The organism is Streptomyces sp. NPDC052236, assembly GCF_044548015.1.
Lineage (GTDB): Bacteria > Actinomycetota > Actinomycetes > Streptomycetales > Streptomycetaceae > Streptomyces.
The window spans coordinates 50,551-74,133 of sequence record NZ_JBIUBL010000031.1 but is presented as its reverse complement, the minus strand read 5'-3'; the positions used below and the strand labels follow the sequence as shown (position 1 = coordinate 74,133).

Below are 23,583 nucleotides of genomic sequence, written 5' to 3'. Positions count from 1 at the left end.
AGCCTGCACACCACACCCCCGGTCCGTACCGCATTGTGAGGAGCCGCAGCAATGGCGGAACACACCAGCTCTAGCATCACGATCGAGGCGGCGCCGGCCGATGTGATGGGCGTGATCTCCGACTTCGGCCGCTATCCGGAGTGGACCGGCGAGGTGAAGGAGGCGGAAGTCCTCTCCACCGACGCCAAGGGCCGTGCCGAGCAGGTCCGCCTCGTCCTCGACGCGGGAGCGATCAAGGACGACCACACCCTCGCGTACACCTGGAACGGCGACAACCAGGTCAGCTGGACGCTGGTGAAGTCCCAGATGCTGCGCGCCATCGACGGCTCGTACAGCCTGGCCGCGGTGGGCGGCGGTGACCGCACCGAGGTCACCTACCAGCTGACCGTCGATGTCAAGATCCCCATGCTCGGCATGATCAAGCGCAAGGCCGAGAAGGTCATCATCGACCGGGCCCTGGCGGGTCTGAAGAAGCGCGTCGAGAGCGGTCCCGCAGTCGGCCCCGCGGCCTGATGCGTACGGTCCTCGTCACCGGACCGGGCGGCGCGGGCCGTACCACCGTCGCCGCGGCGACCGCCCTCGCCGCCGCCCGGCGCGGCAGGCGCGCGCTCTTCCTGTCCGCCGAACCCGGCGACATCCTCGGTGTGCCCGTCACCGCTCCCCCCGACGAGCCGACCGAGGTGACGCCCGGTCTCTGGGCCGCCCGGATCGACTCCGGCGCCGACTTCCGCGCCGAACTGCTCTCACTCCAGGAACGCAGCTCCGGCGCGCTCGACCTGCTGGGCGCGGGCCGGCTGGAGGACGAGGAGCTGACCGAACTCCCCGGCAGCGAGCAGTTCGCCCTGCTGCGTGCGCTGCGGACCGCCGCGCACGGCTCCTGGGACGTCGTCGTGGCCGATATGCCACCGCTGCGTGACACCATCGCCCTGCTCGCGCTGCCCGAGCAGCTGCGCCGCTATCTGGGCAGGCTGCTGCCACCCGAACGGCAGGCGGCCCGCGCGCTGCGCCCGATGCTCGCCCAGCTCGCGGGCGTACCGATGCCCGCGCAGTGGCTGTACGAGACCGCCGACCGCTGGGACGCGGAGCTCGCGGACGTCCAGACGCTGATCGGATCCGCCGCCACGACGCTACGGGTGGTCGCCGAGCCGGGGCCCACGGCGGCCGACGCCCTGCGCACCGCCCGCACCGGGCTCGCGCTGCACGAACTGCGGGTCGACGCCCTCGTACCGAACCGGCTGCTGCCGCCGGTCTCGGCGGATCCCTGGCTGGCGGGACTGTTCGCACAGCAGGAAAAGTGCCTGCGGGAGTGGTACGAGGAGTGGGCGCCCGGGGTCGCGCTCCACGAGGTGCGCCACCTCGGCCGGGACCCGCGCGGCCTCGACGACCTCGATGACCTTGACGGCCTCGACGGCCTCACGCTGCCCGGGACCGAGGCGACCGGCACCGAGACTGCCGGGTGGCAGGTCGAGGACCGGCGCGCGGAGGAAGGGGTGCTGGTCTGGCGGCTCCCGCTGCCCGGCGCCGTCAAGGAGGAACTCGGGCTGGTCCGCCGTGGGGATGAACTGCTGCTCACCGTGGGCCCGTTCCGCAGAATCCTTCCGCTGCCGTCCGCGTTGCGCCGCTGCACGGTCTCGGGCGCGGGCCTGGCGGACGGCGTACTCGGCGTCCGCTTCACACCGGACCCCGAACTGTGGCCGCGTGCCCGCTGAACGCCGTACCACTGTTCGGGTAACGTCGAGTGTACGAACCCCCTCATTCCGCAGGAGTACGCCATGAGCGATGCCACCGAGCGTCCCGACGTCGACGCCGACGCCTGGGCCAAGGCGTGCGCCGAGGACCTGGAGGCCGAGAAGGCCCGCCGCCGCGAGCAGTACGGGACGCCGCCCGGCTCCGCGGGTGAAGAGCTGCGCAAACTCCTCGACGCGGTCGCCGACAAGGTCACCTCGTTCCAGTCGTCGCTGCCGGGCATGGCCGCGCAGAGCGCCGTACAGCAGCTGGTCAACCAGGCGAAGTCGGCCGTCGAGCCGGTCATCGAGCGGAACCCGGCGATCTTCGACCACCTCGCGGCGGCGGGCGGCGAACTGCTGGCCGCCTATCGCTCGGCAGTCGAGGGGCATGAGCGACGCTGGACACAGGGCCCGAAGGACGAGAAGGCAGCCAACGAACCCAGTGACCCGCGCGACGAGGGGCCCGGGCCGAGCGAGCAGATCGACCTGGACGACTGACGGTCGGGCGCTTGCCCTCGGGTAACGTTGGCGGTAGCGGGGCTTGACCGAATACTGAGGGACACATGGGACTCACCATCGGCGTCGACATCGGCGGCACGAAGATCGCGGCGGGTGTCGTCGACGAAGAGGGCACCATTCTTGAGACACACAAGGTGCCGACGCCGTCGACCCCCGAAGGCATCGTTGACGCGATCTGCGCGGCCGTCGCCGGGGCGGGCAAGGGCCACCAGATCGAGGCCGTCGGCATCGGCGCCGCCGGATACGTGGACAACAAGCGTGCCACCGTCCTGTTCGCGCCGAACATCGACTGGCGTCACGAGCCGCTGAAGGACAAGGTCGAACAGCGCGTCGGGCTGCCCGTGGTGGTGGAGAACGACGCCAACGCCGCGGCGTGGGGCGAGTACCGCTTCGGCGCGGGCCAGGGCCACGAAGACGTCATCTGCATCACCCTCGGCACCGGGCTCGGCGGCGGCATCATCATCGGCAACAAGCTGCGCCGCGGACGCTTCGGCGTGGCCGCGGAGTTCGGCCACATCCGGGTGGTCCCGGACGGTCTGCTCTGCGGCTGCGGCAGTCAGGGCTGCTGGGAGCAGTACGCCTCCGGGCGCGCCCTCGTCCGGTACGCGAAGCAGCGCGCCAACGCCACCCCGGAGAACGCGGGGATCCTCCTCGCCCTCGGCGACGGCACGCCCCAAGGCATCGAGGGCAAGCACATCAGCGCCGCGGCCCGGCAGGGCGACCCGGTCGCGATCGACTCCTTCCGCGAACTGGCGCGCTGGGCGGGCGCGGGCCTGGCGGACCTGGCGTCGCTCTTCGACCCGTCGGCGTTCATCGTGGGCGGCGGCGTCTCGGACGAGGGCGAACTGGTCCTCGACCCGATCCGCAAGTCCTTCCGCCGCTGGCTGATCGGCGGCCAGTGGCGCCCGCACGCCCAAGTGCTGGCGGCCAAGCTGGGCGGCAAGGCGGGCCTGGTGGGCGCGGCGGACCTGGCCCGCCAGGGCTAGTAGGCCTTTGCGGCTGAACCGCCGCCGCTCTCGCCCTCTTTTGCGGCTGAACCGCCGCCGCTCTCGCGGATGTGGCTGGTCGCCGTTGGGGTTGCTCAATTGATGGTTGCGGTATTCGCCGGGCGGGCTAGTGAGCCTGTCCGGCGGAAAACCAGCCCCGCCGGCGATTGAGGCGCGGGGCTCGGGGCAGCGCCCCGACAAGCGGCCCGCCGCGTATCTTGCTGCGCATGGCGATCACCCCACTACCCAACTCCCGCACCGACCCAGACGGTTCCACCGTCATCCGCGTCCTCAGCTACAACATCCGCTCCCTCCGCGACGACGAAGACGCCGTCGCCCGCGTAATCCGCGCCTGCGAACCCGACCTGGTGTTCATCCAGGAGGCCCCGCGCTTCTTCCGCTGGCGCAAGCACGCCGCCCGGCTCGCCGCCAAGACCGATCTGGTCGTCCTGACCGGCGGAGCGACCGCGACAGGACCGCTGCTGCTCTGCTCGCTGCGCGCGAGCGCGGAGCGCACGGAGGATGTGCTGCTGCCGCACACACCCGGCCTGCACCGGCGCGGTTTCGCCACGGCGGTGGTACGGATCGGTGAGGCCCGGATCGGGCTGCTCAGCTGCCATCTGAGCCTTCAGGCCGACGAACGCTACGCGCAGGCCGGGATGCTCCTCGACCGGCTGAAGGCCCTGGACGCGCCGTACGCGATCGCGGCCGGCGACCTCAATGACCGGCCCACCGGGCGGAGTTTCCGCCGGCTCGCCGCGGAGCTCCAGGACTGCTGGGCGGTCGCGCCCTGGGGGGACGAGTACACCTCGACGCCCGAGAACCCGCACCAGCGGATCGATGCGATCTTCGCGACGAAAGGCATCGAAGTGCTGGGCTGCGGCGTGCCCTCGCACCTCCCCGGCCTCACCCGCTCCGATCTGCTCGCGGCCACGGACCACCTGCCGGTGCTGGCAGCGCTACGCGTCCCCGCCCCCTGACCGGAGAGGTCAGACCACCGCGCCGCGGCCCGGGTCGTCGTCCTCGTCGTCGCCGTGCGACATCCGGGCCACCAGCGTGACGAAGCCGCCCAGGAAACCGCCGATACAGAGCGTGGTCAGCCACCACGTCATGTTCCACTGCAACAGCACGGCGAGCAGCATCAGCATCGGCCCGCCCAGGACCCCGATCCAGCCGAACTTGGCCGTGACATCGGCTTCCGGCAGGGGCGGCGGCTCCGGCGGTACGAAGTGGCCCTCGTCGCTCTCGTCGAGGTCCTCCTCCTTGGGCTCGGCGACGCTGTAGTCGCGCGGGCCGCCGCCCCCGACGCCGGGGGCGAAGGTGATCGAGCTGCCCAGAGCGGGCTTGTCCCCCTCCGGATCGGCTTCGAGGTCAGCCGCGGCCCCGGCCCCAGCCCCGGCTTCAGGCTCCGCGCCCTTGTCCTTCTCCGCGTCCGCGTCCGCGTCCGTGTCCTTCGTGTCCTTCGGCTTCTTCCGGTCCTTCGTGTCTTTCGGGGACGTGTTCACCCCGCCCTCCAGCACGGCGAGGTCTTCCACCGACTTGAAGGGCTTCGCACCCGGCGGGTCCGCCGGCTCATCGCCGTACCCGGCGACGATGGCCGCCCAGGCGGCCTCCTCGTCAATCGGCTGCGGCTCGCGGTCCGCGTCGTGCTGCTCAGCCACCGGTCGTGCTCCCCTTCTTCCCGATACTCGGAGCGAGCCGGCCGATGAACGCGTAACTCTGGTCGAAAATTCGCTCCGCATCGTGGTCCAACGTCGCGACGTGGTAGCTCTGTTCCAGCAGGACCTCGGAAACATCGACCGATGAGACCCGGCTCAGGATCCGGGCCGAGTCGGCGGGCGGCACGACATGGTCCTGCGGGCTGTGCAGCAGCAGCATCGGCTGCGTGACCTGCGGCAGCTCGCCGTCGACCAGCTGAAAGAGATTCCGCAGGGAGTTCGCGGCGTGCAGCGGCACCTTGTCGTAGCCGAGCTCCGTCACGCCCTCCTTGGCGATGTCGCTCGTGATCCCCTTTGACGTACGCACAAGGTGGCGGGCGACGGGCAGGGCGTACGCGGACAGGCCGTGCACCTTGTTGGCCGGGTTCACCAGGACCAGGCCCCGCACCGCGTCCCCGTGCTTCGCGGCGAGCCGCAGCGCGAGCGCGGCGCCCATCGAGAGCCCGAAGACGAAGACCTGCTCGCACCGCTGCCGCAGTTCCCGCAGCTCGCGGTCCACCTCCGCGTACCAGTCCTGCCAGCCGGTTACCTGCAGGTCCTGCCAGCGCGTGCCGTGTCCCGGCAGCAGCGGCAGCGACACCGTGAGACCGCGCTCCGCCAGATATCCGGCCCAGGGGCGCAGCGACTGGGGGCAACCGGTGAATCCGTGGCAGAGAAGAACGCCGACCTCTCCGCCCTCGTGGCGGTATGGCTCGGCTCCAGGAAGGACCGGCACCAGGGGCTCCTGTTCGTAAGCGCGTCAGTGTCTGAAGGTGTCCTTCACCGTACGCGACGGGGCCGACACCGACCAGATGCGCAGGCATCCCTGCTCCTCCACCAAGGGTTAAGGTCTGTTCGACAGCACACAGGAGGCATTCGAGTTGATCTACGGCGCGCTGAAGCTCTCTCTCGGCAGCGGACTGAAGCTTGCCTTCAGGCCGTGGGTGGAGGGCCTTGAGAACATTCCCGCCGAGGGGCCGGCGATCCTGGCGAGCAACCACCTGTCCTTCTCCGACTCGTTCTTCCTCCCGGCGGTCCTCGACCGCAAGGTCACCTTTATCGCCAAGGCGGAGTACTTCACCTCGCCGGGTGTGAAGGGCAAGCTCACCGCGGCCTTCTTCAGGGGCGTCGGGCAGCTCCCGGTGGACCGCTCGGGCGCCCGCGGCGCGGGCGAGGCGGCGATCAAGGCCGGTATGGCGGTGATCGAGGCGGGCGGCCTCTTCGGCATCTACCCCGAGGGCACCCGTTCCCCGGACGGCCGTCTCTACCGCGGCAAGCCGGGTGGCCTCGCGCGCGTGGCGCTCGCCACCGGCGCTCCTGTCATCCCCGTAGCCATGATCGACACCGAGAAGATCCAGCCGCCCGGCAAGGTGGTGCCCAAGCTGATGCGCCCGGGGATCCGGATCGGCAAGCCGCTCGACTTCAGCCGCTACCGCGGCATGGAGAGCGACCGCTTCATCCTGCGCTCGCTGACCGACGAGGTCATGTACGAGATCATGAAGCTGTCCGGCCAGGAGTACGTCGACATCTACGCGACCGCCGCCAAGCGCCGGCTCGCGGAACAGAAGTCAGCGGCGACGACGACGGAACAGCGCCCGGCCGCGTAGTCGCGCGGTTCCGCGGTTCATTCGCCGGGTGGGAAAATCGGGGGTGGGAGAGTTGGCCAAGCGCGAGCGTGTCGTGCGGATGTCGGTCGAGCAGCCGCTGTGGCGCGCGCTGGCGGGCTACCGCGTACTGACCATGATCTACGCGGTGCTTCTCTTCCTCTTCACCAGCGACAAATTCGAGCGCCCCTGGGTCGCGGTGGCCTTCCTCACGGTGATGTCCGTCTGGACGCTGGCCACGCTCCCCAAGGTGGCGGGAGCCGCCCGCTGCACCAGAGGCTTCCTGGTCGCCGATCTCGCCGTAGCCCTGACCGGCATTTTGCTCACGCCGCTCGCCGACGCGCAGGCGCAGAGCATCGACGGCCCCACCCTGCCGACGATATGGGCCGCTGGTTCCGTCCTCGCGTACGCCATCAAGGGCGGCTGGCGCTGGGCGGCTTTCGCGTCCTCGCTCGTCGCCGTGGCCAACACCATCGAGCGCGGCGAGCCCAACCGGGACACGTTCCACAACGTCCTGCTGGTCTGGATCGCCTCCATAGCCATCGGTTACGTCGTGGAGGTCGCCCGCGCCTCCGAGCGCACGCTCGCCCGCGCCCTGGAGATCGAGGCGACGACGCGCGAGCGGGAGCGGCTGGCCCGCGACATCCACGACAGCGTGCTGCAGGTGCTGGCGATGGTGCAGCGGCGGGGTACGGCTCTGGGCGGGGAGGCGGCGGAACTCGGCCGGATGGCGGGGGAGCAGGAGGTCGCGTTGCGGACCCTGGTCTCCAGCGGTCTGGTCCCCACGGACTCGTACGGATCCTCGTACGCATCCGGTTCCGAGTCGGGGCGCGGGTCGGCGGACGAGGGCGGGGGCGAGGACTGCGATGTACGGACGCTCCTCGCGCCCCAGGTGGGCTCGCGCGTCACGCTCTCCGACCCGGGCGCCCCGGTGCTCCTCCCGCCCCGGGCGGCGGCGGAGCTCGCCGCCGCTGTCGGTGCCGCCCTGGACAATGTCCGCAGACACGCGGGGGAGGACGCCCGCGCCTGGATGCTGGTCGAGGACTGGCCGCACGAGGTGATCGTGACGGTACGGGACGACGGCCCGGGCATTCCGGAAGGCAGGCTCGCGCAGGCGGAGGGGGAGGGGCGGCTCGGGGTCGCCCTCTCGATCCGCGGCAGGCTGCGGGAGCTGGGCGGCTCGGCCGAGCTGATCTCGGTGCCGGGCCAGGGCACAGAAGTCGAACTGAAGGTTCCACGGGGGAAGGCACGACGATGAGCGAGACGACGACCGCGACCGGTACGGCGGGGGAGACGGCGCAGCCGATCAGGGTGATGGTGGTGGACGACCACCCGATGTGGCGGGACGCGGTCGCCCGCGACTTGGACGCGGCGGGGTTCGACGTGGTCGCGACGGCGGGCGACGGCCCGCAGGCCGTGCGCCGGGCCACGGCGGTCGTGCCCGATGTCCTCGTCCTCGACCTCAATCTGCCCGGGATGCCGGGGGTCCAGGTGTGCAAGGAACTGGTCGGCTCGCAGCCCGCCCTGCGGGTCCTGGTCCTCTCCGCGAGCGGTGAGCACGCCGACGTACTGGAAGCGGTGAAGTCCGGTGCGACCGGCTATCTGCTCAAGTCCGCGAGCACGGAGGAGCTGACCGACGCCGTGCGGCGCACCGCCGTCGGCGACGCGGTCTTCACCCCGGGCCTCGCGGGCCTGGTGCTCGGCGAGTACCGCAGGCTCGCCTCCGAGCCCGTTCCGGCGGTGGGCGGTGACGCGGGGAAGGCGGCGCCGCAGCTGACCGAGCGGGAGACCGAGGTGCTGCGGCTGGTCGCCAAGGGGCTCTCGTACAAGCAGATCGCCGAGCGTCTGGTGATCTCCCACCGGACCGTGCAGAACCACGTCCAGAACACTCTGGGCAAGCTCCAGCTGCACAACCGCGTGGAGCTTGTGCGGTACGCGATCGAGTGGGGGCTTGACGACGCGTAAGTTTTCCGCCCTTGCCTGCCGTTACCCGTACGAGTGACAGCTGAGGCGACAACCGCCGCATGACGCACAGGAATTGACGCTCCGCCCCATCCCTTAGTGACCTGGATCACCATTAGCGTGGCGGTCACAGGCTCACCAGGCGAAGGGAACCTTCCATGCGCGTCGGAGTACTGACCGGGGGCGGCGACTGCCCCGGGCTCAATGCGGTTATCCGTGCCATCGTCCGCAAGGGTGTGCAGGAGTACGCGTACGAATTCACCGGCTATCGCGACGGCTGGCGCGGACCTCTCGAAGACGACAGGGTTCCGCTCGACATCCCGGCCGTGCGGGGCATCCTGCCCCGTGGCGGCACCATTCTCGGATCTTCGCGCACCAATCCGCTCAAGGCGGAGGACGGCATCCGCCGGATCAAGGACAACCTCGCGAAGGCCGAGGTGGACGCGCTGATCACGATCGGCGGTGAGGACACCCTCGGCGTCGCGGCACGTCTTTACGACGAGTACGGCATCAAGTGCGTCGGCGTGCCGAAGACCATCGACAACGACCTGTCCGCCACCGACTACACCTTCGGCTTCGACACGGCGGTCGGCATCGCGACCGAGGCGATCGACCGGCTCCACACCACCGCGGAATCGCATATGCGTGTCCTGGTGGTGGAGGTGATGGGGCGGCACGCGGGCTGGATCGCGCTGCACTCCGGGCTGGCCGGAGGCGCGAACGTCATCCTCATTCCGGAGCAGCGCTTCGACGTCGACCAGGTGTGCGCGTGGGTGACGTCGCGCTTCAAGGCGAGTTACGCGCCGATCGTGGTGGTCGCGGAGGGCGCGATGCCGAAGGACGGGGACGCGGTTCTGAAGGACGGAACGCTGGACTCGTTCGGGCATGTGAGGCTCTCGGGCGTGGGCGAGTGGCTGGCGAAGGAGATCGAGAAGCGCACGGGCAAGGAGGCGCGTACGACGGTGCTGGGCCATGTCCAGCGCGGGGGTACGCCGAGCGCGTTCGACCGGTGGCTGGCGACGCGGTTCGGGCTGCACGCGATTGAGGCGGTGCGGGACGGGGACTTCGGGAAGATGGTGTCGCTTCAGGGGACGGACATTGTGCGGGTGCCGATCGCGGAGGCGACGGCGAAGCTGAAGACGGTGGAGCCGGCGTTGTACGCGGAGGTGGGGGTGTTCTTCGGCTGAGGGTTCGGGGGGCGGGGTGCGGGTTACGCCCCGCCCCCGCCCCCCCGTACACCCTCCGGGCGTGTCCTCAAGCCCCGCCGGCGGAAAACCCAGCCTCGCTGGGGGCACCTCCCACGCCGCTAGGCGTAGGGGGAGTTTGAGGCGCGGGGTTCGGGGCGGAGCCCCGACAAGGGCCCCAGGGCAGCGCCCCCGACAAGGGCCAGCAGCTCCCGGACCACCCCCGGTCCCCGCAGCGTCAGCACCGACTCCGGGTGGAACTGGATCCCCGCGAACCCCGGCCCCCGCACCGCATGCACCTCCCCGCTCACCCCGTCCCGGCTCAGCTCAATCCCCCGCGCCGCCAGCCCCGCCGCCCCTTCCTCGTCGCACCGCGCCGTAAAGCTGTTGTAGAAGCCCACCGTCTCCTCGCGCCCGAAGAAGTCGATCCGCTCCTGCGCCCCCTGGTACGGCGCGTCCTTCCGTACGATCTCCAGGCCCAGTTCCGACGCGATCAGCTCGTGCCCGAGGCAGACCCCGAGCACTCCGTGCCGGTGCTCGCGCAGCAGCTCCGCCGCCAGCCCCCGCAGGAACCGCATCTTCGGATCGCCGGGATCGTTCGGATCACCCGGCCCCGGGCCCAGTACCACCGGCCCCTCGTGTGCCCGCACCCTCTCCCGCAGACCCGGCTCGTCGTACCGCCGTACCGTCACCGCCAAGCCCGAGGACCGCAGCAGATGCGCCAGCATCGCCGTGAAGGTGTCCTCGCCGTCGACGACCAGCGCGTCGCCGGTCAGCCGCGCGGACCGTTCCTGCATCCGCAGCCAGAACGGCGCCAGGCCCGCGCGGCGGGCGTCGAGGGCGGCCTGGACGCGTGGGTCGTCGGCGAGTCGCGCGACCGCCGAACCCGCCGCCGACCGCTGCCCCGCCGGACGCACCACCCCCAGCGCCGCCAGTACACCCGCTGCCTTCGCGTGGGTCTCCGCGACCTCGCCCGCCGGGTCGGAGTGCCGGACCAGCGTCGCACCGACCGGCACCCGCAGGAATCCCTCTGCGTCGATGTCGGCGGTACGGATCAGAATCGGGGAGTCCAGTGTCCGCGCCCCGCTCGCGTCCTCGCCGATCAGGGCCAGCGCGCCCGCGTAGTAACCCCGGCCGCCCACCTCATGGCGTTCGATGACCCGGCAGGCGTTCTGTACGGGCGACCCGGTGACCGTCGCCGCGAACATCGTCTCCTTCAGTACCTCCCGCACATCGAGCGACGAGCGCCCCCGCAACTCGTACTCCGTATGCGCGAGATGCGCCATCTCCTTGAGCCGGGGCCCGACGACGACGCCGCCCATGTCGCCGACGGTGCACATCATCTTCAGTTCCTCGTCGACGACCATGGAGAGCTCTTCGCGCTCCTTGCGGTCGTCCAGGAAGCCGAGCAGCCCCTCGGGGGTCGGGCCCTGCGGCGGATAGCGGTACGTCCCGCTGATCGGGTTCATCACGACCGTACCGCCGCTCATACGGACATGGACCTCGGGCGACGCGCCGACGAGGGTGCGCTCGCCGGTGTGTACGACGAAGGTCCAGTACGCGCCGCGCTCGCCGGCCAGCAGCCGCCGGAAGAGGGCCAGCGCGTCGGCCCGGCCGAAGCCCCGGATGTGGCCGTTGTAGGTGCGGCGGATGACGAAGTTCGCGCCCTCGCCCTGGCCGATCTCGTCCTCGATGACCCGCCGGACGATGCCCGCGTACTCCTCGTCGTCGACGTCGAAACCGCCGCCGTCGACCCGTACTTCATGCGCGGGCAGGCTCTCCAGGGCTTCGCTGAGCGGGAGTTCCCAGCTCTCGTCGGCCACGAGGACGGACAGCGGCGTCCCGTCGTCCCGTACGTCGAAACCGCGCTCCCTGATCTGGTGGAACGGGACCAGGGCGAGCGAGGGCCGGTCGCCCACCGGGATGTCGGCGAGCCGCTCGGCCTCGTGCACGGCGCCGATCAGGACCTCGACGGTGTCGTGGTCGCGGCCGGGGGTACGTCTGCGCAGCAGGGCGAAGGGCGGGCAGTCCTCGTCCAGCAGTCGGTTGATGATCAACGGGTGTGTTCCTTCCGAGTGGGAGGAACGGCCGCTTCCCGTGGGCGCGGGGCCCGGAAAACACTGAAGGCCGCCCCTCGGGCGGCCTTCGCGTCAGATGTACGCGCGCAATCAGCGGGCCGCCGGATGAGCGGTCCACCACCAGTTTCGGGTCGAGTGCGCGAACATGACGCAGACCCTAACGCATCCGCCCGCGGTGCCGCAGCACCGCGGGCGGACGCGTAGTCACTCAGACCAGCAGGTTGTAGATCTGCCAGCCGGTAGCGATCTGCACCCGGCCCTCGAACGGCGCGGTGGCGCTGCCGCGGCCCTTGTACAGCCACAGCACACCCGCCGCGTCCCGCGCGATGAGGTCCGGCCTGCCGTCGCCGGAGAGGTCGCTCGGACCGCCGAGGGTGTTGTAGATCTGCCAGCCCTTGCCGACGGCCGTACGGGCGGCGTACGGCGAGGTGGCGCTGCCGGAGCCCTTGTAGAGCCACATCGCCCCGGAGGTGTCGCGGGCGATCAGGTCGGGCTTGCCGTCGCCGGTGATGTCCCCGGTGTCGGTCAGCTGGTTGTAGATCTGCCAGCCCTTGCCCACCTGCACGCGCGCGGCGAACGGCGTCGCGGGGGTACCGGTGCCCTTGTAGAGCCAGAGCACGCCTGCCGCGTCGCGGGCGATCAGGTCGGGCTTGCCGTCGCCGGTGACGTCCCGGGCGCCCGTCAGCTGGTTGTAGATCTGCCAGCCCTTGCCCACCTGAAGGCGGTTGAGGAAGGGCGCGGACGGGTTGCCGCTCGCCCGGTAGTACCAGAGCACTCCGGTGGTGTCGCGGGCCACGGTGTCGCCCACGGCGTCGGCGCGCAGCGCCGTCATCGAGGTCACCGCGTTGTAGGCGTTCCAGCCGCTGCCGAGGCGGTAGCGGGTGAGATACGGCGCGGTGGCGGAGCCGGTGCCCTGGTACTGCCACAGCACGCCCGAGGGGTCCCGGGCCAGCGTGTTGTAGCGGGTGGTGCCCAGGTCGGGAGCGGTGCTGCTGACCTCCTGGACGTCGCTCGCCCTGACGTAGACCAGGCGGTGGTTGAAGCGGATCGGGTAGAAGGAGTTGGTGCCCTTGACCAGGGTGCCGTCCGTGGCGAACGCGCTGTAGTAGTAGTCACCGTTGACTGCCGCACCGGCCATCGCGTAGCGCTGCCCGGCAGGCAGGCTGTACTTGGTCAGCGACGCGGTGTTGTTGGGCTGGACGGGGACACCGGTCCCCTCGTACGCCGCGTCCTCCGGGTAGGCGCGCCCGTAGACCGGGACCGACGTGGCTCCTGCCTTGGCGGCCAGCACGGTCTGGGAGGTCTTGCCGACCGGCGCGGTGAACTGGCCGCCCGGGTTGTGGAACCAGGCCTTCTGTCCGCCGTACCAGATCGCCGTCCAGTTGGTCCGGGCCTCGGCGACAACGTACTCACCGCCGGCGAGGACCTTGTTCTCCCAGTTCGCGCCGTCGCTATAGGTGACACTGCCCATGTAGACGTCCTGGACCGTCGCCTCCGGGTCCGCCACGGGCGAGGTGTACAGGTAGCCGAAGTTCGCCGGCTGCGTGGCGACCGCCGTGCCGCCGTTGGTCAGCTTGGGCTGGTTCGCCGTGGTGAACGGGGGCACGATGCGGACGAGTTGTCCGGCCTTGACCGGGGAGCCCGCGCCACCGGCGCCCGTGGGCGCGCCGATCAGGGACATGTAGTGGTTCCAGTCCCAGAACGGGCCCGGGTCCCAGTGCTGGCTCTTGACGTTGGCGTCCAGGACGCCGGGCACCTCGTCATGGCCGATGATGTGCTCGCGGTCCAGCGGGATGGAGTACTTGGCCGCCACGTACTTGACCACGGCCGCCGAGGACTCGTACTGAGGCTCGGTGTACCAGCTGCCCTCCTTGATGGCGAAGCCCTCGTGCTCAATGCCGACCGAGTGCATGTTCACGGTCTTGTTGGCCGCGTGCCACGCCTCGTTCTTGGTCTCCACCATCTGTGTGACCAGGCCGTCGGAGGCGCGGATCAGATAGTGCGCGCTCGCCCAGACATCCGGGTTCTGGAAGTGGGCCAGCGAACCCGCGTAGCCGCCCTCCGTGTCGTGGATGACGATCTGACGGATGTCGAAGCCGTTCGCCGGGCGGCTGGCGATGTTGTAGTTGCCCTTGTTCTCGGCATAGCCGGCCGCGACGAAATTGCAGTTCAGGCCGGTCGGGCACTCAGGTGTCGGGGTCGCCGAAGTGGACGCGAACGACGCGGCGAGCGGGAGTTTCGACGGAATGACGGGGGTCACCGAGGGGTCGGCGGGGAGCGAGAGCAGCTGACCGTCCGTGGTCAGTGCGCGCTCACCCGTCTTGATCGACTCGTAGACGCGCTTGGCGAAGAGCTCCGCGCCCTTGGCGTCAGGCGCCTGGCTGAACCGGGCGACGGCCGGGTACCACTTGCCCGGGTCGTCGGACAGTGAGCCGGTGGCGTCGCGCTGGTACTCGGCGAGCAGCGCCGCGCCCGCGCGGATGGACTCCTCGGGGCTCTTCTGGACCGTGTCCGCCGACTTGTCGATGAGCTTGGCGGCCTCATCCAGCGTGTGCAGGCGCGGGTCGGTCGTGTCGACGTGGTCCTTGACGGCCTTCAGCGCGAGGGCGCGGTTGAACTTCTTCGTCACCACCGGGTCGCCGCTGCGGTTGAGGTGCGAGAGGAGGTCCTCGTCGGAGTGCTCTTCGATGTCCTCCGGCGTCACCTGGGTCAGACCCATGACGTTGTACGCGCCGGACGTGCTCGGCAGCCCGTCGTGGCTCTCCCAGCGCGTCTGCCGGTACGACACGGCCATCAGCACGCTCTTGGGGACGTCGAACTCTCGTGCCGCGTTCTCGAACTGGGCCTGGAGCGCCGATTCCGGGGCTGTCGCCTTGGCGTCGGCCGACGAGTCGAGGAGGCCGGGGGAGGCGACCGCGATGGTTCCGATGGTGGCGGTGGCGACCACGGCCGTGGCGATCCCGTAGATAAGCAACTGTTTCTTGCGGTTCCGACGATGTGTTCTGGCCACTGCCCACCCCTTATTCACTGTTTGCAGATCGTGGAAGCGGCGAGAGGGTAGCAGGTGGGAGGGGGTGGCTTGGAGCGACACGACATTCCGGACACGGCTCGGTGTGAGTCCTATTGGCCGGAAACCGAGGTGCGGCGGCCGGGCTCGCGTATCGATTGAGCGGACCGCTCGCCGCCGCCGGATCCGCCCGGTCGGCCGCGCCCGTCAGGGGAAAGCGCCGGCCGTCCTCGCCGGGCGCGTGCCGGCGGACAATGAATTTCCCGTCTCATTTAGTGGTCTGCCGGATGGTCGTACGCGTCGACCCCGTAATGTTGGCGGCGTGACCGTGAACGCTAATACGCCCGCTAAGACCACCTCTGCCGGTGGCAACACCTGGCGAGACCTGCCCGCGGCGCAGCAGCCGGAGTACCCCGATGCCGAGGCCCTGCGCGATGTGATCGCCGACCTCGAGTCGTATCCGCCACTCGTCTTCGCGGGCGAGTGCGACCAGCTGCGCGCCCGACTGGGAGCCGTCGCCAAGGGCGAGGCGTTCCTCCTCCAGGGCGGTGACTGTGCCGAGGCCTTCGACGCGGTGTCCGCCGACCAGATCCGTAACAAGCTCAAGACGCTCCTCCAGATGGGCGCGGTGCTCACCTATGCCGCGTCCGTGCCGGTGGTGAAGGTCGGCCGGATCGCGGGGCAGTACTCCAAGCCGCGCTCCAAGCCGGTCGAGACCCGCGACGGTGTGACGCTCCCCACCTACCGGGGCGACTCCGTCAACGGCTTCGACTTCACCGAGAAGTCCCGCATTCCGGACCCCGAGCGCCTGAAGCGGATGTACAACGCCTCCTCGGCGACGCTCAACCTGGTGCGCGCCTTCACCACCGGCGGCTACGCCGACCTGCGCCAGGTGCATGCCTGGAACCAGGACTTTGTGAAGTCGTCCCCCTCCGGCCAGCGCTACGAGCAGCTCGCCCGGGAGATCGACAACGCGCTGGCGTTCATGGAGGCCTGCGGGACCGACCCGGCGGAGTTCCGTACGGTCGAGTTCTACGCCTCTCACGAGGCACTGCTGCTGGACTACGAGTCCGCCCTGACCCGCGTCGACTCCCGTACGGGCCGGCTGTACGACGTCTCGGCCCACATGGTCTGGGTCGGCGAGCGCACCCGCCAGCTGGACGGCGCGCACATCGAGTTCGCCTCGCAGATCCGCAACCCGATCGGTGTGAAGCTGGGCCCGACGACCACGGTCGACGAGGCGCTGCGCTACATCGACAAGCTCGACCCGGAGCGCGAGCCCGGTCGGCTGACCTTCGTGGTGCGGATGGGCGCGGACAAGGTGCGGGACAAGCTCCCGGAGCTGGTCCAGAAGGTCACCGCCTCGGGCTCCACGGTGGTGTGGGTGACCGACCCGATGCACGGCAACACCTTCGAGGCGGCCTCCGGCCACAAGACCCGCCGCTTCGACGATGTGCTGGACGAGGTCAAGGGCTTTTTCGAGGTCCACAAGGAGCTCGGCACGCACCCGGGCGGCATCCACGTCGAGCTCACGGGCGACGATGTCACCGAGTGTGTGGGCGGCGGCGACGAGATCTTCGTGGACGATCTGCACCAGCGCTACGAGACGGCCTGCGATCCGCGGCTGAACCGCAGCCAGTCTCTGGACCTGGCTTTCCTGGTGGCGGAGATGTACCGCTCTCAGTGAGCCGGTGAGAGACACAGAGCGACGGCAGGGCGACGGTAGGGCGCGGATCGATGTGATCCGCGCCCTACCGTCGTATCCAGGGCTTTTGCGCTCCGGCGGTGGAGGGTAAGGTTAGGTTAGCCTCACCGAATACGGGACGGGCCCGACAGTTGCAGCAGGAAGGTGAGCCGCGTGTACGTCTGCTCATGCTTCGGCATCACCGAGAAGCAGGTCAGGGAACACGCTGACGCCGGCGCCTGCACTCCCCGCCAGATAGCGTCGGTCTCCAAGGCCGGCACCGACTGCGGTTCGTGTGTACGCCGTATCCAGGGACTACTGGGCCGGGGCGGGTGCCCCCGCCGGGAGGCGGACGAGGCGGTCCCCGCCGCTCACGCTCAGCTCGGCGAAGCAGCCTGAAACATCCCTCTCAGCTCTCCGCTCTCCCGGTCAGCTCTCCGGCTGTTCGATCAGCTGGGAGATGTAGAGCTCCTCGCCCAGCTTCTCCACCAGCGCCAGCTGGGTTTCGAGGTAGTCGATGTGGTGCTCCTCGTCGGCCAGGATCGATTCGAAGATGTTCGCGGAAGTGATGTCGCCCTTGGCGCGCATGACCTCGATGCCGCGCTTGAGGCGATCGATCGCCTCCACCTCGACCTGCCGGTCGGCCTGGAACATCTCGGTGACCGTCTGCCCCACCCGTACATGGAAAAGGCGCTGGTAGTTCGGCAGGCCGTTGAGGAAGAGAATCCGGTCGGTCAGTACCTCCGCGTGTCGCATCTCGTCGAAGGACTCCGACCGGGTGTACTTGGCGAGCTTCGTCCAGCCGAAGTTCTCCTGCATCTTCGCGTGCAAGAAATACTGATTGATTGCGGTCAATTCGGCGGTCAGCTGCTCATTGAGGAACTCAAGGACCTCGGGGTCGCCCTGCATCGCAGAGGCTCCTTCCGCGCGTGTGACTTGGGCAGGTGCGCGCATCCTCGCACCGTGTCCGGGGGCCGTCCAGTAAGTGCATGCTTAGTAGGAGTTGCCCGAATCGGGCCAGACCTGGTCATGACCACCCCTCCTGGTCTGTCACCATGGATGACATGGGTCAGCCGGAGAGCCGGGAATACCGCGCAGCAGAGGAGTCCGGGCTTCCGCCGGGTCAGCGATTGCAACGCGGCTGGCCGGTCACCCACTATGGGCCTGTACCCAAATTCAAGCCAGAACGCTGGGAATTCAGGGTTTTCGGAGCCACGGCCGACGGTGGCAAGCACTGCTGGAGCCACGAGGAGTTCTCGGCGCTGCCTTTCTCCACCGTCGTCGCCGATCTGCACTGCGTGACAAAGTTCAGCATGCTGGGGGCCGAATGGGGCGGTGTGCCCGCCCGCACGATCGTGGAGCTCGCGCCGCCCGCCCCGAACGTCACCCATGTCATGGTCTGGGCGGAGTACGGATACAGCGCCAATCTGCGGCTCTCCGACTTCGTCGCGGAGCGGACGATCTTCGCCACCCACAAGGACGCCGAGCTGCTCACCGCCGAGCACGGCTTTCCGCTGCGGCTGGTCGTACCGCATCTGTACGCCTGGAAGGGACCGAAATGGGTCCGGGGCGTGGAGTACATGATCGACGACCGCCGTGGTTTCTGGGAGGAGCGCGGCTACCACAATCTCGGTGACCCGTGGCGGGAGCAGCGCTACTCCTACCAGGAGGAGCCCGGCGACGGCCCGGAGCTCTAGCAGATAGCAGATAGCAGCTTAGAGCTAGCAGCTCTCGCGGAGCTTCTTCAGGCGCTCCACATCCACCGCGTGCCCGTCTTTGCCGCCCGGCGTCTCGATGATCAGCGGTACGCCCTCGGTCGCCGGGTGGCGCATCAGCTCCCGGAACGGCTCCTCGCCGATATGGCCCGAGCCAATGTTCGCGTGGCGGTCCTTGTGTGCGCCGACCACGTCTTTGGAGTCGTTGGCGTGGATCAGCTTCAGCCGTCCCTCGCCGACCGTGTCCACCAGCAGATCCAGGGTCTGCGCCACCCCGTACGGGCCCGCCAGATCATGCCCCGCCGCGAAGACGTGGCAGGTGTCCAGACACACGCCCAGCTTCGGGTGTGCGTCCAGGGCCTCGAAGTACGGCCCGAAGTCCCAGATCCTCGAACAGAGCGAGTAGCCCTGGCCTGCCGTCGACTCCAGCAGCAGGAACGGGTCGTCGTCGTGCGTCAGCTCGTCCAGCAGCGGCAGCATCCGCTCCCGCACCTGCGCCAGAGCCACCTCGCGGGTGCGCCCGCCGGTGGCCGACCCGGTGTGCACCACCACCCCCAGCGCGCCGATCTCCCGGCCCCTGCGCAGAGAGTGGCGCAGGGACGCCACGGACTTCTCGGCCGTCTCCTCGGTGTGCGAGCCGAAGTTGTTCAGATACGGGGCATGGACGTACGCCGTGATCCCTTCGGCCTCGCAACCGGCGCGGAACAGTTCGTCCTGCACGGGGTTGCCGATCGGCGTCGCCCAGCCGCGCGGATTGGCGACGAAGACCTGGACGGTCTCCGCCGCCAGCTCACGCGCGTAGGCGAGGCCGGTCCTGGCGAGGCCGCCGGCCACGGGGACGTGGCTGCCGACGGGGTTGCGGATCAGGACTAGAGCCCCTTGGTCTTGATGGTGATGGTGCTGCCCTCGGCGGCCGTGGAGCCGCCCTTGGCGGACTGGCTCTCCACCGTATCTCCGAGGAAGGGGAAATTCCGTTCCACCTTCACCTTGAAGCCCGCCGACTCCAGGGCTTTCTTGGCGGCGTCCACGTTGTCACCGACGACATCGGGCACCTCGATCATGCGCGGGCCCTTGGAGACGGTCAGCGTGATGGTCTCGCCGCGGGCGAGCTGGGAGCCCTCGGTCGCGGACTGCCTGGCGACGGAGCCCACGTCCTGTGGCGAGTTGATCTGCTCGGCGGCGACCTTGACCGTGAAACCGGCCCCTTCGAGCTTGCTGGTGGCCTCCGCGACGGTCTCCCCGGTGACATCCGGGACATCGATCGGCGCGCCCTGGCTGACGACGAGGGCGACCGCGGAATCGGGGCTGCGGGCGGTGCCGGCCGCCGGGTTCGTACGGATCACGGCCCCCTGCGTGACCTCTTCGCTGAATTCCTTGGTGACGACCCCTGGCGCAAGCCCGAGCTTCTTCAGCTCCTGCTCGGCCTCGGCCTGCGGCTTGCCCTTGACCTGGGGGACCTTGACGATCTCCGGGCCGAGCGAGACGACGATGGTCACCGAGCCATTGCCGCGGATCCGCGCGTTGGTCGTGGGGTCGGTGTCGATGACCGTGCCGCGCTCGACCGTCTCGCTGAAGTCGTGGCGGACCTGCTTCACATCAAGACCGGCGCTCTTCAGTTTCTGCCTGGCTTGCGATTCGGTCGTGCCGATCAGGGCGGGTACGCGGGTGAACTGACCGGAGTTGATATACCAGACGCCCGCACCGACGCCGATGACCAGGAACGCCGCGGCCAGCAGCGCGACGATGGAGCGTCGGCGGGCGAACCAGGGCTGCTGTTGCGGTTCCGGGGCGGGCGGCATCGCGAGCCGGGCGGTGTGGTGGACCTCAGGCTCCTCGCGGGGGAGGATCCGCGGGATCACATCCGTACGGTCCTCGTCGGCGGGTGCCCTGTCGGTCCCGTCAGTCCCGTCCGCCCCGTGCTTTCCGTCCGTCCTGTCCTCGGCGTCCGTACGTGCCTGCGGCGGTACCAGATCCAGCTGCTCGTCACCGAGCGCCGCCCGGGCCTCGCGGACCTGCGCGAGCAGCGCCACCGCGTCGAACGGGCGGACCTCGGGGTTACGGGCGGTGGCGCTCGCCACCAGCTCGTCGAGCTCGACGGCGAGCCCGGGGACCAGAGCGGAAGGGGCCGGTACGTCCTCGTTCAGGTGCTGGAAGAGCACCTGGGCGGGGTTGTCGCCGGCATGCGGCTTGGCGCCCGTCAGCATCTCGTAGAGGACGACCCCGCACGCGTACACATCGGCGCGGGTGTCGGCCGTGCCGTATTCGATCTGCTCGGGCGCGAGGTAGGAGACGGTGCCGAGCACGGTCCCGGTGGTGTTGGTGACCGAGCCGACGGTCCGTACGAGACCGAAGTCGGCGACCTTGACCCGGCCGTCGTCCCCGATCAGCACGTTCTCCGGCTTCATGTCCCGGTGCACGAACCCGGCCCGGTGCGCGGCGCCGAGCGCGGCGAGCACGGGTTCCAGGATGTCGAACACGGCCCGCGGCTGGAGCGCGCCGCGCTCGCGCAGTACGTCGCGCAGGGTGCAGCCAGCGACGTACTCCATCGCCAGGTAGACGTACGCGCCCTCGGCGCCCTGGTCGAAGACCCCTACGACGTTGGGGTGCGCGAGGTGCGCCACGGATTTGGCCTCGCGGATGAACCGCTCCACGAAGGAGGCGTCGGCGGCGAGGGCGGGGTGCATCACCTTGAGGGCGAGCACCCGGTCGAGTCGGGTGTCGACGGCCCGGTAGACCGTGGCCATACCGCCGACGGCGATGCGCGCGTCGACGCGGTAGCGGCCGTCGAGCACGTGCCCGACGAGGGGGTCCTTGAGGGTCGTATCCACGCCGGTGATTGTACGAGCAGGGGCGGAGAGGGGTAGATGGCCGGGTGGGGTCGGGTCTGGACCGCAGCGGTACTGAGGCGGACCTGTGACGTGAATAGAGCCCGTCCGGCGATTGAGGACACGCCCGAAGGGCGTACGGGGTCTGGGGCGGAGCCCCAGTTCGAGGTGAGGCGGGGTGGGGAACAGGCCCCGCGCAGCGGCCCCGCCCGACAGGCCCAGGCGCGGCCGACCGCCTCAGAACGCCGGCCGCTCCGCATCCAGCACCGCCCGCCCCCCCACCGGCGACGACGCCTCCGCGAAGTGCCGCCGCGGAATCCGCCCCGCCCGGTACGCCAGCCGCCCCGCCTCGACCCCGTGCCGCATCGCCTCCGCCATCAGCACCGGCTCCTGCGCGCGCGTCACCGCCGACGCCAGCATCACCGCCGCACAGCCCAGCTCCATCGCCAGCGCCGCGTCGGACGCCGTGCCCGCGCCCGCGTCCAGAATCACCGGCACGCGCGCGTGCTCGACGATCAGCTGAAAGTTGTGCGGATTACGGATGCCCAGGCCGGAGCCGATCGGCGAGCCCAGCGGCATGATCGCCGCGCAGCCCACGTCCTCCAGTTTCCGGGCGAGCACCGGGTCGTCATTCGTGTACGGCAGGACCGTGAAGCCGTCGTCCACCAGCGTCTCCGCCGCGTCCAGCAGCTCGATCGGATCGGGCAGCAGCGTGCGCTCGTCCGCGATGACCTCCAGCTTGATCCACTGCGTGGAGAGCGCCTCCCGCGCCAGCCGGGCGGTCAGCACGGCCTCGCCCGCCGTGAAGCACCCCGCCGTATTGGGCAGCACACGGATACCGAGCTTCTCCAGGACGGACAGGACGGAGCCCCGCACGGTCGGGTCGACGCGGCGCATCGCGACGGTGGTGAGTTCGGTGCCGCTCGCGACGAGGGAGCGTTCGAGTACGTCGAGGCTGGGCGCCCCGCCTGTACCCATGATCAGGCGGGAGTTGAACGTCGTGGAGCCGATGGTGAGACGGTCGTCGGCCATGGTGATCAGCCTCCCTGCACAGCGGTGAGGATTTCGACGCGATCGCCGTCGCCGAGGCGCGTACGGGCCCACTCGCCGCGCGGGACGACCGCCTCGTTGACGGCGGCGGCGACACCGGACGAGGCGGCGGTCAGGGCCGCGACCAGGGCGTCCAGGGTGGTGCCGGTGGCGAGCTCTCGCGTCTCGCCGTTGACGGAGACGTTCAGGACGTTCATACGAACTGCTCCTGAGTCGCGGCAGGCGAGGCAGGCACGGACCCGGCAGGCACGACGGACCCGGCAGAGAAGCGGCGAGGAGTGAAGGGACGCGCCTCCTCCGGCACGTCGCCACCGGCCAGCACAGTCGCCAGCACATCCCCGGTCACCGGCGTGAGCAGCACCCCATTGCGGTGGTGCCCCGTCGCCAGATGCAGCCCCGGCAGCGCGGTCGGCCCCAGCAGCGGCGCGTTGTCGGGCGAGCAGGGCCGCAGCCCGGCGCGCGTCTCGGTGAGCGGCAGCTCGGTGATGCCGGGCACCAGCTCGTGCGCGTCGCGCAGCAGCTCGTACACCCCGCCCGCCGTCACAGTGGTGTCCCAGCCGAGCTCCTCGCTGGTCGCGCCCACGACCAGCTCGCCGCTCTCGCGCGGCACCAGATAGACGTGGCTGCCGCGCACCACCGCACGCACGGTCCTGGAGAGGAAGGGCGCGTACGGAGCCGGCACGGTCAGCCGCAGGACCTGGCCCTTCACCGGCCGTACCGGAGGAAGTACGTCCGCCGGTACGCCGCCGAGCCTGCCGCTCAGGGAGCCGCCCGCCAGCACCACCTGTTCCGCCGCGAGTTCGTCCCCCGGGCCCGCCCCCTGGCCCGCGCCCTGGGCGCCCGCCGCCAGTACGACCCCGGCCGCCCGCCCCCGTACCACCGAAAGCCGCTCCACCCAGCCGCGGTGGAACACCACCCCGGCCCGCTCACAGGCCGTCACCAGCGCCGCGGCCAGCAGCCGCGGATCGACCTGGTGGTCGCCGTCCACCCGCAGGCCCCCGCGCACGCCGGGCGCGAGCATCGGCTCCAGGCGGCGGCATTCACGCCCCGTGAGCCACTCCGACTCCAGGCCCGACTGGCGTTGCAGGGTGTGCAGTTCACGCAGGTGCGCGCGGTCGTCCGCGTCGAGTGCCACGGCGAGCGTGCCGCACGCGCGGTAGCCGACGGACTGTCCGCTCGCCTCCTCCAGCTCGGCGACGAACGCGGGGTAGCGCCGCGCGGACTCCAGATTGAGGCGGAGCAGCGTCTGCTCGCCGTAGTGGAGCTCGGTGACGGCGGCGAGCATGCCCGCCGCGACCTGCGCGGCCCCGCCGCCCGGCGCCGGATCGGCGACGGCGACGCTCAGCCCGCGCTGCGCCGTGCGCCAGGCCGTGACCAGGCCGATGATGCCGCCCCCGACAATGAGGACGTCTGAAGTACGAGACATGGGCGTCCAGCCCCTCCCTTCGCCGGCATGACCCGGATCAGGTTCGTACGGTCGGAGGCCGTCCAGCCTCCCTCTCAGCCCGGTGCGTCCGGACTCCCGCGAGTGCCTTACGGTCGCCA

At 70.1% G+C, this 23,583-nt stretch carries 23 protein-coding genes and 1 riboswitch; of the genes, 12 read left to right on the top strand and 11 right to left on the bottom strand.

Annotated features, from left to right (window positions below; genetic code table 11):
- Positions 1-51: 51 nt before the first annotated feature.
- From ACIHCQ_RS36940 to ACIHCQ_RS36920, 5 genes are all read left to right on the top strand, one after another.
- Positions 52-513 carry an SRPBCC family protein gene (locus ACIHCQ_RS36940; RefSeq protein ID WP_399672601.1) on the top strand — a complete coding sequence of 154 codons (462 nt, stop codon included), beginning with the start codon at positions 52-54 and terminating at the stop codon, positions 511-513.
- Positions 513-1,709 carry an ArsA family ATPase gene (locus ACIHCQ_RS36935; protein WP_399672599.1) on the top strand — a complete coding sequence of 399 codons (1,197 nt, stop codon included), beginning with the start codon at positions 513-515 and terminating at the stop codon, positions 1,707-1,709. Before ACIHCQ_RS36940 ends, ACIHCQ_RS36935 begins: the two co-directional genes overlap by 1 nt.
- Before the next feature lie 63 nt (positions 1,710-1,772).
- Entirely contained in the window at positions 1,773-2,225 is a 453-nt protein-coding gene (locus ACIHCQ_RS36930) for a DUF5304 domain-containing protein (protein ID WP_399672597.1), read from the top strand.
- A gap of 65 nt (positions 2,226-2,290) precedes the next feature.
- Entirely contained in the window at positions 2,291-3,232 is a 942-nt protein-coding gene (locus ACIHCQ_RS36925) for an ROK family glucokinase (RefSeq protein WP_399672595.1), read from the top strand.
- 227 nt (positions 3,233-3,459) lie between these two features.
- Positions 3,460-4,212, top strand: coding sequence for an endonuclease/exonuclease/phosphatase family protein (locus ACIHCQ_RS36920; protein ID WP_399672593.1), 753 nt, complete (start codon positions 3,460-3,462; stop codon positions 4,210-4,212).
- A 9-nt stretch (positions 4,213-4,221) separates the two neighbouring features.
- Here the strand turns inward: ACIHCQ_RS36920 and ACIHCQ_RS36915 are convergent, their stop codons facing one another.
- Positions 4,222-4,893 carry a hypothetical protein gene (locus ACIHCQ_RS36915; RefSeq protein WP_399672591.1) on the bottom strand — a complete coding sequence of 224 codons (672 nt, stop codon included), beginning with the start codon at positions 4,891-4,893 and terminating at the stop codon, positions 4,222-4,224.
- A complete protein-coding gene (locus ACIHCQ_RS36910) occupies positions 4,886-5,665 on the bottom strand; it encodes an alpha/beta hydrolase (protein WP_399672589.1) in 780 nt (259 codons plus the stop codon). The genes ACIHCQ_RS36915 and ACIHCQ_RS36910 overlap by 8 nt, the downstream gene beginning before the upstream one ends.
- A 145-nt stretch (positions 5,666-5,810) precedes the next feature.
- Between ACIHCQ_RS36910 and ACIHCQ_RS36905 the strand changes: the two genes are divergently transcribed.
- The 4 genes from ACIHCQ_RS36905 to ACIHCQ_RS36890 all read left to right on the top strand — a co-directional run bounded on the left by ACIHCQ_RS36905 (position 5,811) and on the right by ACIHCQ_RS36890 (position 9,682).
- The gene (locus ACIHCQ_RS36905) at positions 5,811-6,536 is read left to right on the top strand and encodes a lysophospholipid acyltransferase family protein (RefSeq protein WP_399672587.1); all 726 of its coding nucleotides are present in this window, start codon (positions 5,811-5,813) and stop codon (positions 6,534-6,536) included.
- A 52-nt stretch (positions 6,537-6,588) separates the two neighbouring features.
- Complete coding sequence (macS, locus tag ACIHCQ_RS36900; protein ID WP_399672585.1) at positions 6,589-7,791, top strand: MacS family sensor histidine kinase; 1,203 nt, start codon at positions 6,589-6,591, stop codon at positions 7,789-7,791.
- Positions 7,788-8,498, top strand: coding sequence for a response regulator (locus ACIHCQ_RS36895; protein ID WP_399672583.1), 711 nt, complete (start codon positions 7,788-7,790; stop codon positions 8,496-8,498). The genes macS and ACIHCQ_RS36895 overlap by 4 nt, the downstream gene beginning before the upstream one ends.
- A gap of 155 nt (positions 8,499-8,653) precedes the next feature.
- On the top strand, positions 8,654-9,682 hold the full coding sequence (locus ACIHCQ_RS36890) for a 6-phosphofructokinase (RefSeq protein WP_399672581.1): 1,029 nt from the start codon (positions 8,654-8,656) through the stop codon (positions 9,680-9,682).
- Between the two features lie 119 nt (positions 9,683-9,801).
- Here the strand turns inward: ACIHCQ_RS36890 and ACIHCQ_RS36885 are convergent, their stop codons facing one another.
- From ACIHCQ_RS36885 to ACIHCQ_RS36875, 3 genes are all read right to left on the bottom strand, one after another.
- The gene (locus ACIHCQ_RS36885; RefSeq protein ID WP_399672579.1) at positions 9,802-11,736 is read right to left on the bottom strand and encodes an anthranilate synthase family protein; all 1,935 of its coding nucleotides are present in this window, start codon (positions 11,734-11,736) and stop codon (positions 9,802-9,804) included.
- A gap of 111 nt (positions 11,737-11,847) precedes the next feature.
- On the bottom strand, positions 11,848-11,904 hold the full coding sequence (locus ACIHCQ_RS36880) for a trp operon leader peptide (RefSeq protein WP_073968448.1): 57 nt from the start codon (positions 11,902-11,904) through the stop codon (positions 11,848-11,850).
- Positions 11,905-11,965: 61 nt separating this feature from the next.
- Complete coding sequence (locus ACIHCQ_RS36875; RefSeq protein ID WP_399672577.1) at positions 11,966-14,767, bottom strand: N-acetylmuramoyl-L-alanine amidase; 2,802 nt, start codon at positions 14,765-14,767, stop codon at positions 11,966-11,968.
- Positions 14,768-15,086: 319 nt separating this feature from the next.
- Here ACIHCQ_RS36875 and ACIHCQ_RS36870 point away from each other — a divergent pair, with 319 nt between their 5' ends.
- Positions 15,087-16,451, top strand: a complete 1,365-nt coding sequence (locus tag ACIHCQ_RS36870) for a class II 3-deoxy-7-phosphoheptulonate synthase (protein ID WP_399672575.1) — start codon at positions 15,087-15,089, stop codon at positions 16,449-16,451.
- A 171-nt stretch (positions 16,452-16,622) separates the two neighbouring features.
- Positions 16,623-16,847: a bacterioferritin-associated ferredoxin gene (locus tag ACIHCQ_RS36865; protein WP_399672573.1), complete on the top strand. Its 225-nt coding sequence runs from the start codon at positions 16,623-16,625 to the stop codon at positions 16,845-16,847.
- A gap of 30 nt (positions 16,848-16,877) precedes the next feature.
- Here ACIHCQ_RS36865 and bfr read toward each other — a convergent pair whose 3' ends face one another.
- Complete coding sequence (gene bfr, locus ACIHCQ_RS36860) at positions 16,878-17,357, bottom strand: bacterioferritin (RefSeq protein ID WP_399672571.1); 480 nt, start codon at positions 17,355-17,357, stop codon at positions 16,878-16,880.
- Positions 17,358-17,512: 155 nt separating this feature from the next.
- Here bfr and ACIHCQ_RS36855 point away from each other — a divergent pair, with 155 nt between their 5' ends.
- Positions 17,513-18,145 (top strand): sulfite oxidase-like oxidoreductase, encoded by a 633-nt coding sequence (locus tag ACIHCQ_RS36855; RefSeq protein ID WP_399672569.1) that lies wholly within the window; start codon positions 17,513-17,515, stop codon positions 18,143-18,145.
- Positions 18,146-18,169: 24 nt separating this feature from the next.
- On the opposite strand, the gene ACIHCQ_RS36850 is transcribed toward ACIHCQ_RS36855, so the two are convergent.
- From ACIHCQ_RS36850 to thiO, 5 genes are all read right to left on the bottom strand, one after another.
- A complete protein-coding gene (locus tag ACIHCQ_RS36850) occupies positions 18,170-19,027 on the bottom strand; it encodes a deoxyribonuclease IV (RefSeq protein ID WP_399672674.1) in 858 nt (285 codons plus the stop codon).
- Between the two features lie 5 nt (positions 19,028-19,032).
- Entirely contained in the window at positions 19,033-20,991 is a 1,959-nt protein-coding gene (gene pknB / locus ACIHCQ_RS36845) for a Stk1 family PASTA domain-containing Ser/Thr kinase (protein WP_399672567.1), read from the bottom strand.
- Positions 20,992-21,225: 234 nt separating this feature from the next.
- Positions 21,226-22,020, bottom strand: coding sequence for a thiazole synthase (locus ACIHCQ_RS36840; protein ID WP_399672565.1), 795 nt, complete (start codon positions 22,018-22,020; stop codon positions 21,226-21,228).
- 5 nt (positions 22,021-22,025) lie between these two features.
- The gene (gene thiS / locus ACIHCQ_RS36835) at positions 22,026-22,235 is read right to left on the bottom strand and encodes a sulfur carrier protein ThiS (RefSeq protein WP_399672563.1); all 210 of its coding nucleotides are present in this window, start codon (positions 22,233-22,235) and stop codon (positions 22,026-22,028) included.
- Positions 22,232-23,464, bottom strand: coding sequence for a glycine oxidase ThiO (gene thiO / locus ACIHCQ_RS36830; protein ID WP_399672561.1), 1,233 nt, complete (start codon positions 23,462-23,464; stop codon positions 22,232-22,234). The genes thiS and thiO overlap by 4 nt, the downstream gene beginning before the upstream one ends.
- Positions 23,462-23,574, bottom strand: a riboswitch (TPP riboswitch). (Overlaps the previous gene by 3 nt.)
- Positions 23,575-23,583: the final 9 nt, after the last annotated feature.